This window comes from Pseudomonas sp. R37(2017) (assembly GCF_002113375.1).
GTDB lineage: Bacteria > Pseudomonadota > Gammaproteobacteria > Pseudomonadales > Pseudomonadaceae > Aquipseudomonas.
In genome coordinates, this window is record NZ_NEHO01000009.1 from 160,736 (window position 1) to 174,617 (window position 13,882).

At 60.7% G+C, this 13,882-nt stretch carries 10 protein-coding genes; 5 read left to right on the forward strand and 5 right to left on the reverse strand.

Features of this window, described 5'->3' with window-relative positions; genetic code table 11:
* Nucleotides 1–456 precede the first annotated feature (456 nt).
* From CAG47_RS16675 to CAG47_RS16695, 5 genes are all read left to right on the forward strand, one after another.
* Nucleotides 457–1,734 (forward strand): TolC family protein, encoded by a 1,278-nt coding sequence (locus CAG47_RS16675; protein WP_085725949.1) that lies wholly within the window; start codon nt 457–459, stop codon nt 1,732–1,734.
* A gap of 49 nt (nt 1,735–1,783) precedes the next feature.
* Nucleotides 1,784–2,989, forward strand: a complete 1,206-nt coding sequence (locus CAG47_RS16680; protein WP_085725950.1) for an efflux RND transporter periplasmic adaptor subunit — start codon at nt 1,784–1,786, stop codon at nt 2,987–2,989.
* 53 nt (nt 2,990–3,042) lie between these two features.
* Entirely contained in the window at nt 3,043–6,210 is a 3,168-nt protein-coding gene (locus tag CAG47_RS16685; RefSeq protein WP_085725951.1) for an efflux RND transporter permease subunit, read from the forward strand.
* Nucleotides 6,211–6,291: 81 nt separating this feature from the next.
* A complete protein-coding gene (locus tag CAG47_RS16690; RefSeq protein WP_085725952.1) occupies nt 6,292–6,492 on the forward strand; it encodes a co-regulatory protein PtrA N-terminal domain-containing protein in 201 nt (66 codons plus the stop codon).
* Nucleotides 6,493–6,572: 80 nt separating this feature from the next.
* The gene (locus CAG47_RS16695) at nt 6,573–6,905 is read left to right on the forward strand and encodes a DUF2790 domain-containing protein (RefSeq protein ID WP_085725953.1); all 333 of its coding nucleotides are present in this window, start codon (nt 6,573–6,575) and stop codon (nt 6,903–6,905) included.
* Between the two features lie 131 nt (nt 6,906–7,036).
* Here CAG47_RS16695 and CAG47_RS16700 read toward each other — a convergent pair whose 3' ends face one another.
* The 5 genes from CAG47_RS16700 to nuoK form a co-directional block, all read right to left on the reverse strand.
* Nucleotides 7,037–8,338 (reverse strand): OprD family porin, encoded by a 1,302-nt coding sequence (locus CAG47_RS16700; protein ID WP_371917218.1) that lies wholly within the window; start codon nt 8,336–8,338, stop codon nt 7,037–7,039.
* A 340-nt stretch (nt 8,339–8,678) separates the two neighbouring features.
* Nucleotides 8,679–10,142, reverse strand: a complete 1,464-nt coding sequence (nuoN, locus tag CAG47_RS16705) for an NADH-quinone oxidoreductase subunit NuoN (protein ID WP_085725955.1) — start codon at nt 10,140–10,142, stop codon at nt 8,679–8,681.
* Nucleotides 10,143–10,149: 7 nt separating this feature from the next.
* Entirely contained in the window at nt 10,150–11,682 is a 1,533-nt protein-coding gene (gene nuoM, locus CAG47_RS16710; RefSeq protein ID WP_085725956.1) for an NADH-quinone oxidoreductase subunit M, read from the reverse strand.
* Nucleotides 11,683–11,721: 39 nt separating this feature from the next.
* Complete coding sequence (nuoL, locus tag CAG47_RS16715; protein WP_085725957.1) at nt 11,722–13,575, reverse strand: NADH-quinone oxidoreductase subunit L; 1,854 nt, start codon at nt 13,573–13,575, stop codon at nt 11,722–11,724.
* The gene (nuoK, locus tag CAG47_RS16720) at nt 13,572–13,880 is read right to left on the reverse strand and encodes an NADH-quinone oxidoreductase subunit NuoK (RefSeq protein WP_085725958.1); all 309 of its coding nucleotides are present in this window, start codon (nt 13,878–13,880) and stop codon (nt 13,572–13,574) included. The genes nuoL and nuoK overlap by 4 nt, the downstream gene beginning before the upstream one ends.
* Nucleotides 13,881–13,882: the final 2 nt, after the last annotated feature.

Below are 13,882 nucleotides of genomic sequence, written 5' to 3' on the forward strand. Positions count from 1 at the left end.
TGGATAAATAATCAAGGAGATCGGGAAAGTTATTGTTTTTGTAAGGACTTCCGAGCCTGACTCAATAATTGATAAGTACGTTTCCTGCTGATTTGTTTCGAAGGTTATGCGGGTTCGTGATAGGCACGATAAAGGCTGTAGTAGCTTCAGGGTCAAGCAGGTCTCTTGGTTTTGTGGCTCTAAATCAATGCTCTGCGACAGCCTGTCGCAGTTGGTGGTGCTGGTAATCCTTCAGCCTCACGGGCGCTGATATGGCGCAAGTACTGTTCGACGGATAATTCAGGATATTTGTTTCTATGTATTGCTGTATTGGTTTGCGAACTTCGAATGTTAGTGCAATGCAACTTGCTGTGGCCGTGGATGACGGATTTGTAATGTTCCAGTCACCTTGTCGATAAGTTCAAAACCCTACCGTGGCGCTATCGACATTCTTTGATCCAAGAAGGAAGTATTCAATTGCCCGGTCCAAGAGAACTGACGGCGCGATCACGCCTGAAAAACACGCTGCGGGTCGTGACCACCACCGGCCTTCTGTTACTGGCCGGTCCTGGTTTTGCGGCCGGCTCATCGACATCGACACTGACCCTCGACCAGGCGTTGCAATCGGCGTTCGCCGACAACCCCGAGTTGGCGGCGGCGCAGTGGGAAATCGGCATTGCCGAGGGCGATCGACAGCAGGCCGGCTTGATTCCCAACCCCGAAGTATCCTGGGAGGCCGAAGACACCCGGCGCGATTCGCGAACCACCACGGTGATGCTCAGCCAGCCGATCGAGCTGGGCGGCAAGCGCGGCGCACGAATCGATGTCGCCAGCCGCGCGCAGGATGCCGCCGGGATCGAACTGGAGCGCAGGCGCAATACCTTGCGCGCGGATGTGATTCAGGCCTTTTCCGCTGTGCAAACGGCACAGCACCGGTTGCAGTTGTCCCGTCAGTCGCTGCAAATCGCCGAGCAGGGTGTGCGCGTGGCCCAGGGCCGTATCGAGGCGGGCAAGTCATCACCGATCGAAGGTACGCGGGCGCAGGTGCAATTGTCCGAGGTACGACTTGAGCTGAGTCGGGCCGAGCGCGATAAGGCCACCGCCTATCAGCAACTGGTCCAGGTCATGGGCACACCCATCCCCGCGTCGGTGGATGTGCAGGCTGCCCGGCAAAACACGCTCATCGTGCCGCCGAGCCGTTTGCTGGAGCGCCTGAACGACACTGCCGAGCTGCGCCTGGCGAAATTGCAGATCGATCAGCGCGAGGCTTCGTTGGGGCTGGAAAAGGCGCAGCGGATTCCCGACCTGACCGTGAGCGTCGGCAGTCAGTACGACGAAACGGAGCGCGAGTGGGTCAACGTAGTCGGGTTGTCGATGCCGATTCCATTGTTCAACCGTAATCAGGGCAATGTGCTGGCGGCCGCTCGACGCGCCGACCAGGCGCGGGACTTGCGTAACGCCACCGAGCTGCGTTTGCGCACGGAAACCCAGACCGCCCTGGAGCAGTGGCAGACCGCCAACGATGAAGTCAAAGCGTTCAACCAGAGCATCCTGCCTGCGGCACAAAGTGCGGTCGACAGCGCTACTCGCGGATTCGAGATGGGCAAGTTCACATTCCTCGAGGTGCTCGATGCCCAGCGCACCCTGATCAGCGCCCGCACCCAATACATCCAGGCGGTTGCCGAGGCGACAGACGCCCGGGTGCGCATCGAGCGCATCTTCGGCGATCTCGGTGTATTCGCCGTCAGCCCCTGAACTTCACCTCTCAGATAACTGCGCGATGTCATGGCGCAGAGGAGTTTCCATGGAAAAAAAACACATCGTTGTCATTGCGGTGACGTTGGCACTGGGCATTGGCATCGGTTCGATGTGGACGAACAGCTCGTCCGTCGACGCCCGCGCCGATGAAGCGGCGGCGCATGCCGACCATACCGAAAAAGGCGCTGCTGCCGACGGCGAGCATGCCCAGGGGGAGGGCGAAGAGGGACATCTGGCCTTGAGTTCCGAGCAGATCGCGGCGGCGGGCATTCACTTGGCCGAAGCCGGCGCGCAGCGCATCAACCTCAGCTTGCCATTCCCCGGTGAAGTGCGCTTCGACGAGGACCGCACGGCACACCTGGTGCCGCGAGTACCCGGTGTGGTTGAGGCGGTGTCGGTCAATCTCGGGCAGTCGGTGAAAAAGGGCCAGTTGCTGGCGGTGATCGCCAGTCAGCAGATCTCTGATCAGCGTAGCGAACAGGCGGCCGCGCAACAGCGTCTGGCATTGGCGCGTACCACTTATGAGCGCGAAAAACGGTTGTGGCAGGACAAGATTTCCGCCGAACAGGATTTCCTCCAGGCCCGACAGGCGCTGCAAGAGGCTGAAATTGCCCTGAACAATGCTCGGCAGAAAATCAGCGCGCTCAGCGGCAGCGTGGTCGCCACTGGCGGCAATCGCTATGAACTGCGCGCGCCGTTCGATGGCGTGGTGGTGGAAAAACACCTGACGCCGGGAGAGGTGGTGGACGAAACCAGCAATGCTTTCACCCTCACCGATCTGTCCCGGGTGTGGGTGACCTTCGGCGTTTCACCCAAGGATCTGACCCAGGTGAAGGTAGGCCGCCCCGTGACGATCAGTGCCCCGGAACTGAACGCCGAGGTGGCTGGCAGCGTGTCCTATGTCGGCAGTTTGCTCGGCGAGCAGACGCGCACCGCCACGGTCCGCGTCACCCTGGAAAACCCCCAGGGCGCGTGGCGTCCGGGGCTGTTCGTCACTGCATTGGTCGCCACCGACAGCCGCCAGGCCAACGTCGTCGTACCGGAAACCGCGATCCAGACCGTCGAGAACAAACCCACGGTGTTCGTGCGCACTGATGACGGCTTCAAGGCACAGGCGGTGGAACTGGGCAGTCGTGCGGACGGGCAGGTGGAGGTCACCCAGGGGCTGAAGCCCGGTGTGCAAGTCGCCGCCGCCGGCAGCTTCGTTCTCAAATCGGAACTGGGTAAAGCCTCGGCTGAGCACGCTCATTAATAGATTCCCACTAAAAACGCCCACCGATCCGTTCCCTCGACGAGAAGGTTCTCATGTTCGAACGCCTGATCCAGTTTGCCATCGAGCAGCGCTTCATCGTGCTGCTCGCCGTTCTGCTCATGGCCGGCCTCGGCATCGCCAGTTATCAAAAACTGCCGATCGATGCCGTGCCCGATATCACTAACGTCCAGGTGCAAATCAACGCCGGCGCCGCGGGCTTCTCGCCGCTGGAAACCGAACAACGCATCACGTTCCCGATTGAAACCGCCATGGCCGGCCTGCCGTTCCTGGAGCAGACCCGCTCGCTATCGCGCTCGGGGCTGTCGCAGGTCACGGTGATTTTCAAGGACGGCACCGATCTGTTCTTCGCCCGGCAATTGGTCAACGAGCGGCTGCAGATCGCCAAGGAGCAATTACCCCACGGCACGGAAGCGGTAATGGGGCCGATATCCACTGGTCTCGGGGAGATTTTTCTGTGGACGGTGGAGGCGCGAGAAGGTGCGCTGAAGGAGGACGGCACACCCTATACGCCGACCGATCTGCGGGTCATTCAGGACTGGATCATCAAGCCACAGTTGCGCAACGTCCCCGGCGTGGCCGAGGTCAATACCATCGGTGGATTCGCCAAGGAGTACCAGATTGCGCCCGATCCGAAAAAACTCGCTGCCTACAAACTGACCCTCACTGACCTGGTGACAGCACTGGGGCGCAACAACGCCAACGTTGGCGCCGGCTACATCGAGCGTAGCGGCGAACAACTGTTGATCCGCGCACCAGGCCAGGTGGCGAGCACCGATGACATTGCCAATATTGTCATGGCCAACGTCGACGGCACGCCGATCCGGATCAAGAACGTCGCCACGGTGGAGGTCGGCCGCGAATTGCGCAGCGGTGCCGCGACCGAAAACGGGCGCGAAGTGGTCCTCGGCACCGTGTTCATGCTGATCGGTGAAAACAGCCGTGTCGTCTCCCAGGCCGTGGCCGCCAGGCTCGAACAGATCAACCGCTCATTGCCCGACGGCGTGGTTGCCACAGCGGTTTACGACCGTACCCACCTTGTGGACAAGGCCATCGCCACGGTGAAGAAAAACCTGGTGGAAGGCGCGATCCTGGTCATCGCCATCCTGTTCCTGTTTCTGGGCAACATTCGTGCGGCGCTGATTACCGCGATGGTGATTCCGCTGTCGATGCTGTTCACCTTCACCGGGATGTTCAGCAACAAGGTCAGCGCCAACCTGATGAGCCTCGGCGCGCTCGACTTCGGCATCATCGTCGACGGCGCGGTGGTGATCGTTGAAAACACCCTGCGCCGGTTGGCCCATGCGCAGCGGCATCACGGGCGATTGCTGACGCGATCCGAGCGTTTCCACGAAGTCTTTGCGGCCGCCAAAGAAGCGCGGCGACCGCTGATTTACGGCCAGTTGATCATCATGGTCGTGTACCTGCCGATCTTCGCGCTGAGCGGTGTCGAAGGGAAAATGTTCCACCCGATGGCGTTCACGGTAGTGATCGCGCTACTCGGCGCCATGTTGTTGTCGGTGACCTTCGTTCCGGCGGCAATCGCGATGTTTGTCACCGGCAAGATCAAGGAAGAGGAAGGCGTGGTCATGCGTGGCGCACGCCAGGTCTATGCTCCGGCGCTGGCCTGGGTGATGGGCCATCGGGCGCTTGCGATGGGCATGGCGCTGGGTGTGATTGTACTCAGCGGCGTGGTGACCAGTCGTATGGGCAGCGAGTTCGTACCGAGCCTCGGCGAAGGTGATTTTGCCCTGCAAGCCTTGCGCGTGCCGGGCACCAGCCTGACACAGTCGGTGGATATGCAGCAGCGCCTGGAAACGCAGATCCTCGGCAAAGTGCCGGAAGTCGAGCGCGTGTTTGCCCGTACCGGCACCGCGGAAATCGCCTCCGACCCCATGCCGCCGAACATCTCCGACAGCTACGTGATGCTCAAGCCGAAGGCACAGTGGCCAGACCCGGACAAGTCCCGGGAAACCCTGATGGCCGAATTGCAGCAAGCCGCTGCATCACTGCCTGGCAGCAACTACGAACTGTCACAGCCGATCCAGTTGCGCTTCAACGAGCTGATCTCCGGGGTGCGCAGCGACGTGGCAGTCAAGGTGTTCGGTGATGACATGGAAGTGCTCAACGCCACGGCGACGAAGATTGCCAGCGCCCTGCAAAAGGTCGATGGCGCCTCCGAGGTCAAGGTCGAGCAAACCACCGGTCTACCGGTGCTGACCATCAATATCGACCGCGACAAGGCAGCGCGTTACGGACTCAATGTCGGCGATGTGCAGGACACCGTCGCCGTCGCCGTAGGTGGAAGCCAGGCGGGCACGTTGTATGAGGGCGACCGACGTTTCGACATGGTGGTGCGTTTGTCCGATGCCATGCGCCAGGACATCGAAGGTCTGTCGGCGCTGCTGATTCCCGTGCCGGCACCGCTCAATGGCGATGCCGGGCAGATCGGATTCATCGCGCTCAAGGAGGTTGCCAGTCTCGATCTGGAACTGGGCCCGAATCAGGTCAGTCGCGAAAACGGCAAGCGGCTGATGATCGTCAGCGCCAACGTACGCGGGCGCGATATCGGTTCGTTTGTCGCAGAGGCGGGCGAGGTGATCGAGCGCGATGTGCAGATACCCGCCGGTTACTGGACCGGTTGGGGCGGGCAGTTCGAGCAGATGCAATCGGCGGCCAAGCGCTTGCAGATCGTAGTGCCGGTAGCGTTGTTGATGGTGTTCGGCTTGCTGTTCATGATGTTCAACAACCTCAGGGATGGCTTGCTGGTATTCACCGGGATTCCGTTTGCGTTGACCGGCGGCGTCATGGCGTTGTGGTTGCGCGATATCCCGTTATCGATTTCGGCGGGTGTCGGCTTCATTGCGCTGTCGGGGGTGGCGGTACTCAATGGATTGGTGATGATCGCGTTCATTCGCAACCTGAGGGAGGAGGGGCGTTCTCTCTGCGATGCAATCAACGAGGGCGCTTTGACACGACTGCGCCCGGTGTTGATGACCGCATTGGTGGCGTCCCTGGGCTTTATTCCAATGGCCCTGGCGACCGGCACCGGTGCGGAGGTACAGCGGCCGCTGGCGACGGTGGTGATCGGCGGAATCCTGTCTTCGACCATCCTTACTTTGCTGATCCTGCCGGCGCTGTATCAACTGGCTCATCGGCGGGAAGAAGAGGTTATCCCGGTTAAATCAGCTACCACGAAATGACGGATATGTAATTTCCACGCCACCGTCACGAAAGGTTCGGATTGTTAACCTGATCTCGTTAACCAAATGAGGTCTGAAAACATGAAACTTGCACAACTGGGTACCTTTGCAGCGGCGTTGCTAATGTCTGGCGTGGTGTTGGCTGCCGGCGGTGGTGATCGAACTTTCGCAAGAATGATGGCAGCCAATGACCGCTCGGTGGCGCTGTCTGTCGCCAGGGAGCAGGCCCGTGATCCCGTCGTCGTGAATGAAAAGAAAGACGACAAGACTAAAGACTTGTAAGCGTGTCGCACTTCACTGGCCCGTCATCGATTGTCGATGCCGGGCTTTTTTTTGAGTCGGATTTTTAAAGGGAAGTGGAGATGAACTTGCTCAAGTCGATGATGTTTGCCGCAGTCATGACGTTGTCCCTGGATGCGCTCGCCGAAGGTGGCGGGGACAGGGCCTTTGAGAAGGCGTTCAGTGCCAACGCCAGAGCCATGGCGTTGTACGCTGCCAACCGGGGCAAGCCGGCACCTGTGGTGAGGGACTATGAATACGGGATGAAGCTGGATGTGGTGAAGGTGGTGAGCGTCGTACGGCCGCCAGTCGCCTGCTCTGTAGTGCCTGCCGCAATGACCTACGAAGATTCACAAGGGCAGCTCAACACCCTCAGGTACAGCGTGGCGGGGGATTGCGGCAAGCGTGGTGGTTGATGCCCGATCTTGCTGCATTGGCAATTGAAATGTTGCGCTTACAAAAAAGGCGCCCCGAAGGACGCCAAAGGATTCACCTCCTGCCAAAGGAGCAAGGAGCTTCGTGAGGTGAATTTGTATCAACCGTGGCGTCAGAGAATCGCCAATGGATATTCGATGATCACCCGAACCTCATCCAGATCCGATTCAAACGCCGTAGCGCGGGTAGTGGCCTGGCGCAGGCGCAGCGACAGGTCTTTCAGCGAACCGGTCTGCACCACGTATTTGACTTCGATGTCCCGCTCCCAGCGCTTCTGATCCGTCAACGGGTTGCCGTCGGCATCGCGGCGCATGTAGGTGGCGTTGGCGTTGGAGTAGTCGGCGTCGGTGCCCTGGGCATAACGGGTCATGAACGACAGGCCCGGCACGCCGTAGCTGTTCATGTCGAGGTCGTAGCGCACCATCCATGAACGCTCCTTGGGCGAGTTGAAGTCGCTGTACTGGATGGAGTTGTCGAGGAAGATCGAGTCGGATTGGCGCAGATAATCGAAGTCGTCATTGCCATTGTTGCGTTGATGCGAGAGGGCCACGGAATGCGCGCCGAATTTCACCCCGACCCGGCCGCTCCAGATATTGTTGTCGAACTCGCCGAGCAGTTTTTTGCCTTCGTCGACCGCCTTGTAATAGTTCAGGCCACCAAACAGCGACACGTCATCCGATAGCGGATAAGTCCAGGCGTTGCCCGCGTAGTACTGGTTCCAGGCATCCTTGAGTCGGCTTGAATACAGACTGAAGCTGAGGTTCTTGTTCAACGAGTAGTCGCCACCAAAGTAAGCGATCCATGGCGAGTCGACCGGGCCGGCATAGAAAGTCTCGAAATTCTCGCGCATGTCGCTGGACACCGGTTGGTTCATGGCATGCAGTCGACCGCCCTGGATCGAAAGGCCTTCGATGCTGGTGTTGGTGGCCGTGACGCCACGGAAGCTTTCCGGCAGCAGTCGCGAATCACCTGCCGCCACCACCGGGGTGGCCGGGAACACGTCGCCAACCTTGACCACGGTATCGAAGGCCCGCACTTTCACGGCGCCACCGACCTTGGTGTATTCGTCCCGTGCCTCGCCGTCACTGTCGACCGGCAGTACATCGAACGAACTTCGGCCACCATTGCGGCCGTCACCGGTGTCGAGTTTCACACCCATCATTGCAAAGGCATCGACACCCACTCCAACGGTGCCGTGAGTAAAGCCGGATTCGAACTGACCGATGATGCCTTGTGCCCAGGCTTCGGAATAACCATTGCCGGTAGGACTGGACTGGCCCTTGCGGTAATCACGATTGAAGTAGAAGTTGCGGTTGAGCACGGTCAGGCTGCTGCCCTCGACAAACCCCTCGGCTTGGTCTTGCGCATACACCATGGTCGGCCCGAAGCCGATAACCATCGCTAAAGCGGCCATCGGTATTTTTGAATTTTTAAGCATCAATCACTCCTTGGGTACGGCAGATCGCAACGTGCCTCGGCGCAGGTTTTATTGTTCGGCGGACAAAGGCCCGCCGGCATGGTCGCCGGACGACATGGTTGCAAGCTGCGGATAACGCCAGGGTGATGGGGGGATTACAATTTCGTTAGGTGGGTGGGATGTCGAACGTAGCCCTCAGGCTGGTCCTGCTTCAAAGGCCTCCAACAGATCAGCCGCTTCGCAATCTCATTCGATAGCTGATTTCTTTCTTGAAGCCCAAACGCAAAAACGGCACCCGAAGGTGCCGTTCTGTTTACTGCCGCGTGTAACTAAGCGATCAACCCGCCAGGCCCGACTGTTGAACCAGGTTCAGCAGCGGTTGTGGGTACAGGCCGAGGAAGAAGGCCAGTACCGCGATGGCCAGCAGCATCACGCCGCCTGCACGTTGTTCCCAGTGCAGTTGCGCATCGTGGCGACGCAGGTTCGGTTCGATCAGGTACAGGGTGACCATCACTCGCAGGTAGTAGAACACGCCGATGGCGCTGCCCAGTACCAGGGAAGCGACCAGCCACCACTGATGGGACTCGACGCCGGTGGCGATGATGTAGAACTTGCCGATGAAGCCCGCGGTCAGCGGGATACCGGCCAGGGACAGCATCATCACGGTCAGTACGGCGGTCAGGTACGGACGGCGCCAGAACAGGCCGCGGTATTCGTACAGGGCGTCCGCGTCACGGCCGTTGTACGGCGAGGACATCAGGGTGATCACGCCGAAGGCGCCGAGGCTGGTGATCACGTAGGTGACCAGGTACACGCCGATGGCTTCCACGGCCAGGCCCTTGCTCGCCACCAGGGCGATCAGCAGGTAGCCGAAGTGGGCGATGGACGAGTAACCCAGCAGACGCTTGAGGTTGCTCTGGGTCAGGGCCAGCAGGTTGCCGAACAGGATCGACGCGATGGCGATGAGGGTCAGTACGTTGCTCAGCACGCCGCTGCTTGCAGCAGGGGAGATCTGGAACAGGCGCACCATCACCGCGAACACAGCCACTTTGGAAGCGGTAGCCAGGAACGCCGCGACCGGCGCCGGAGCACCTTCGTAGACGTCCGGCGTCCACAGGTGGAAGGGGACCAGCGACAGCTTGAACGCCAGGCCGATCAGCATCATGCCCAGGCCCAGTTGTGCCAGCGAGCTTGGCAGCCCGGTAGCCGCCAGCGCCTGGCCGATGCCGACGAAGCTCAGGGAGCCGGCGTCAGCGTAGAGCAGGGCCATACCGAACAACAGGAACGCGGAACCGGCCGCCGACAGCACCATGTACTTGATACCGGCTTCCAGCGAGCGCTTGTTGAAGAAGGCATAGGCCACCAGACCGTAGACCGGCACCGAGAGCAGTTCCAGACCGACGAACAACCCGGCCAGGTGCTGCGCGCTGACCAACACCAGGCCACCGGCGGCGGCCATCAGGATCAGCAGGTACAGTTCTTCACGGTTGCCCGGGTAACCCGAACCGCCATCGCCGAGGTAGGCGTGGGCGAGGGTGACGCAGGCGAGCGTGGCGACCAGGATCAGCGCCATGTACAGGCAGGCGAAGGTGTCGATCTGCAGCAATGGCGTCACGGCCAGGGGCGCGACTTTCAAGGCCGGCAGGATCGACAGCAATGCCAGGTTCAGACCCGCCACTGACAGCAGGAAGGTCTGGGAGTGGTTGCGGCGCCAGGCGATCGCCAGCATCACCACGATGATCGTGGCGCTGGTAATCAACAGCGGCGCTAGCGCGATAAAGTGTTGAGTCGTGAATTCCATAGCGCTCTTACCGGGCCGAAGCGAGTTGAGTGAAGGCGGTGCCGAGCCATTGCTGCACGCCATGCATCGTAGCGGCAGAGGTATCGAGGAACGGTTGCGGGTACACGCCGATGTAAATCAGCAGTGCGGCCAGACCGACCACCATGATCATTTCGCGACCGTCCATGCCATGCAGCACCGCGTCCGATTTGGCCGGACCGAAGTACGCACGGTGGATCATGATCAGCGAGTAGACCGAACCGAATACCAGGCCGGACGTGGCGATGATGGTGACCCATGGAGCGAACGGGAAGGTGCCGATCAGGATCAGGAACTCACCGACGAAGTTGCCGGTACCCGGCAAGCCCAGCGACGCTGCCGCGAAGAACAGGCTGAGGGCCGGCAGGTAAGCGATCTTCGACCACAGGCCACCCATTTCACGCATGTCGCGGGTGTGGGTGCGTTCGTACAGCTGGCCACTCAGGATAAAGAGTGCCGCCGCCGACAGGCCGTGGGCGAGCATCTGCATCACTGCGCCCTGCAGCGCCAGTTGGCTGCCCGAGTAGATGCCGATCAGTACGAAGCCCATGTGGGAAACGGACGAGAAGGCAATCAGACGCTTGATGTCGGTTTGCGCGAACGCCAGGAACGCACCGTAGAAGATCCCGATCAGACCCAGGGTCATGGCGAACGGCGCAAACTCGGCCGAGGCGTTCGGGAACAGCGGCAGGGCGAAACGCAGCAGGCCGTAGGCAGCGGTTTTCAGCAAGATACCGGCGAGGTCGACGGAACCCGCGGTCGGTGCCTGGGCGTGGGCATCAGGCAGCCAGGAGTGGAACGGAACCACTGGCAGCTTGACCGCGAAGGCGATGAAGAAGCCGAGCATCAGGATGTACTCGGTAGTCGTCGACATCTTGGTCTTCAACAGGTCGGCGTAGTTGAAGGTAATCACGCCGGTGTCGTTGAAGTTGACCAGTACCAGGCCCAGGATCGCCACCAGCATGATCAGGCCGGAAGCCTGAGTGAAGATGAAGAACTTGGTCGCCGCGTAGATCCGGGTTTTCTTGCCGTCCGAAGAGCTGTGACCCCAGAGCGCGATGAGGAAGTACATCGGCACCAGCATCATTTCCCAGAAGAAGAAGAACATGAACAGGTCGAGGGCGAGGAACACGCCGACGACACCGCCCAGGATCCACATCAGGTTCAGGTGGAAGAAGCCGACGTGACGCTGGATCTCTTTCCACGAGCAGAGTACCGAGAGAACACCCAGCAGGCCGGTCAGCAGGATCATCAACAGCGACAGGCCGTCGAGGGCCAGGTGCACGTTGATGCCGAAGCGCTGGATCCAGACGTGCTTGAACTCAATCACCCAGGTCGGATCGGCGCCAGGCGCCGGGGCAAATGAATAGTCACCGTTGGCCCACAGCCAGAGGCCGAGGGAGAGCAGCAGGGACATGGTGATCAGCGCAATCCAGCGGGGGAGGGTGGCGCCGAAGCGCTCACCCATCCAGCACAGCAGGCCGCCGATGAAGGGGATCAGGATTAGCCAGGGCAGAATCATGACGGGCTCGTTTCCTTTCGCAAATTCGCAAGGTTCATATCAGACCGCTACCAGCACGACGGCGCCAATTACCAGCACGGCACCAGCAGCCATCGAGGCGGCATACCAACGCAGTTGACCGGTCTCGGTACGGCTCAGGGCGGTGTGACCGCCTTTGGCCATGCGCGGGATCAGACCGATGGTCTGGTCGAGCGGGTCTTTGCGCAGGATGTGGCTGATCGCCAGGTAAGGCTTGACGAACAGTTTGTCGTAGATCCAGTCGAAGCCCCAGGCAGCGAACCACCAGGCCGAAAGGAGGCGGCCGATGCCGCTGTTGGCGACGGCGGTGACGAAGCGACGCTTGCCGAGGAACAGCAGCGCGGCCAGCAGGATACCGGCCAGGGCGATGGCGCCCGAAGCGATTTCCAGGCTGTGCTTGGCTTCGCCGCCGGCATGGCCGACGCTTTCTGGCAACACGCCGTGCAGCGGTGGAACGATCATCGCGCCGATAGCGGTGGACAATACGATCAGCACCGACAGTGGCAGCCAGTGGGCGATGCCGTGACCGGCGTGGGCTTCGGTCTTCGCTTCACCGTGGAACGCGATGAAGATCAGGCGGAAGGTGTAGAGCGAGGTCATGAACGCGCCGACCAGGCCGGCGTAGAGCAGGCCGTTGTTGCCGCTGGCGAACGCTTCCCAGAGGATTTCGTCCTTCGAGTAGAAGCCCGCGGTCACCAGAGGCAGGGCCGCCAGGGCCGCGCCGCCGACGATGAAGCTGGCATAGGCCAGTGGCAGTTTCTTCCACAGACCGCCCATCTTGAAGATGTCCTGCTCGTGGTGGCAGGCAACGATCACCGCACCGGACGCAAGGAACAACAGGGCCTTGAAGAAAGCGTGGGTCATCAGGTGGAAGATCGCGCCATCCCAGGCACCCACGCCAAGGGCCAGGAACATGTAGCCGATCTGGCTCATGGTCGAGTAGGCGAGGATACGCTTGATGTCGGTCTGGACCAGGGCTGCAAAGCCGGCCAGGACCAGGGTCACGCCGCCGACGATGCCCACCAGGTGCAGGATTTCCGGCGCCAGGGTGAACAGGCCGTGGGTACGGGCGATCAGGTAGACGCCCGCGGTCACCATGGTTGCGGCGTGGATCAGTGCCGAAACCGGGGTAGGACCGGCCATCGCATCCGCCAGCCAGGTCTGCAGCGGCAGTTGCGCGGATTTACCGACAGCGCCGCCCAGCAGCATCAGGGTGGCCACGACCATCCAGAAATCACCGGACTGGAATTTCTGCGGTGCCAGCACCAACAGCTCCTGGACGTTCAGGGTGCCCAGTTGGGCAAACAGAATGAACAGGCCGATGGCCATGAACACGTCGCCGATACGGGTCACGATGAAGGCTTTGAGTGCGGCGTTACCGTTGTTGCGGTTGCTGTAGTAGAAACCGATCAACAGGTACGAGCACAGGCCCACGCCTTCCCAGCCGAAGTACACGAACAACAGGTTATCGGCCAGGACCAGGAACAGCATGCTGGCGATGAACAGGTTGGTGTAGGCGAAGAAACGCGAGTAGCCGTCTTCACCGCGCATGTACCAGGACGCGAACAGGTGGATCAGGAAGCCCACGCCCACCACCACGCCCAGCATGGTCACGGACAGACCATCCAGGTGCAGGGCGAAGTTCGGCTGGAAGCCTTCCACGGAAATCCAGCGCCACAGCACTTGCACATAGGCTCCACCTTCCGGTGGGGCGACGTTGAACTGCCAGATCACGTAGGCGGCGACGATGGCCGACAGGCCGACGGAACCAACGCCGATCAGCGCGGCCAGGTTTTCCGAAATGCGGCCGCGCGAGAACGACAGCAACAGGAAACCGATGAGAGGGAATACGAAAGTCAGAAAGAGTAGGTTCATCCGCGCATCTCACTGGCAGCGTCGATATCGAGCGTGTGGAAGCGGCGATACAGTTGCAGCAGGATCGCCAGGCCGATACTGGCCTCGGCGGCTGCGAGGCTGATCACCAGGACGAACATGATCTGTCCGTCCGGCTGCGCCCAGCGGCTTCCGGCAACGATGAACGCCAAGGCGGAGGCATTCATCATGACCTCCAGGCTCATCAGCACGAAGAGGATGTTGCGGCGGACCATCAGGCCGACCAGGCCGAGGCAGAACAGGATGCCGGCGACCGCCAGACCATGCTCCATGGGGATAGCAGGCATCG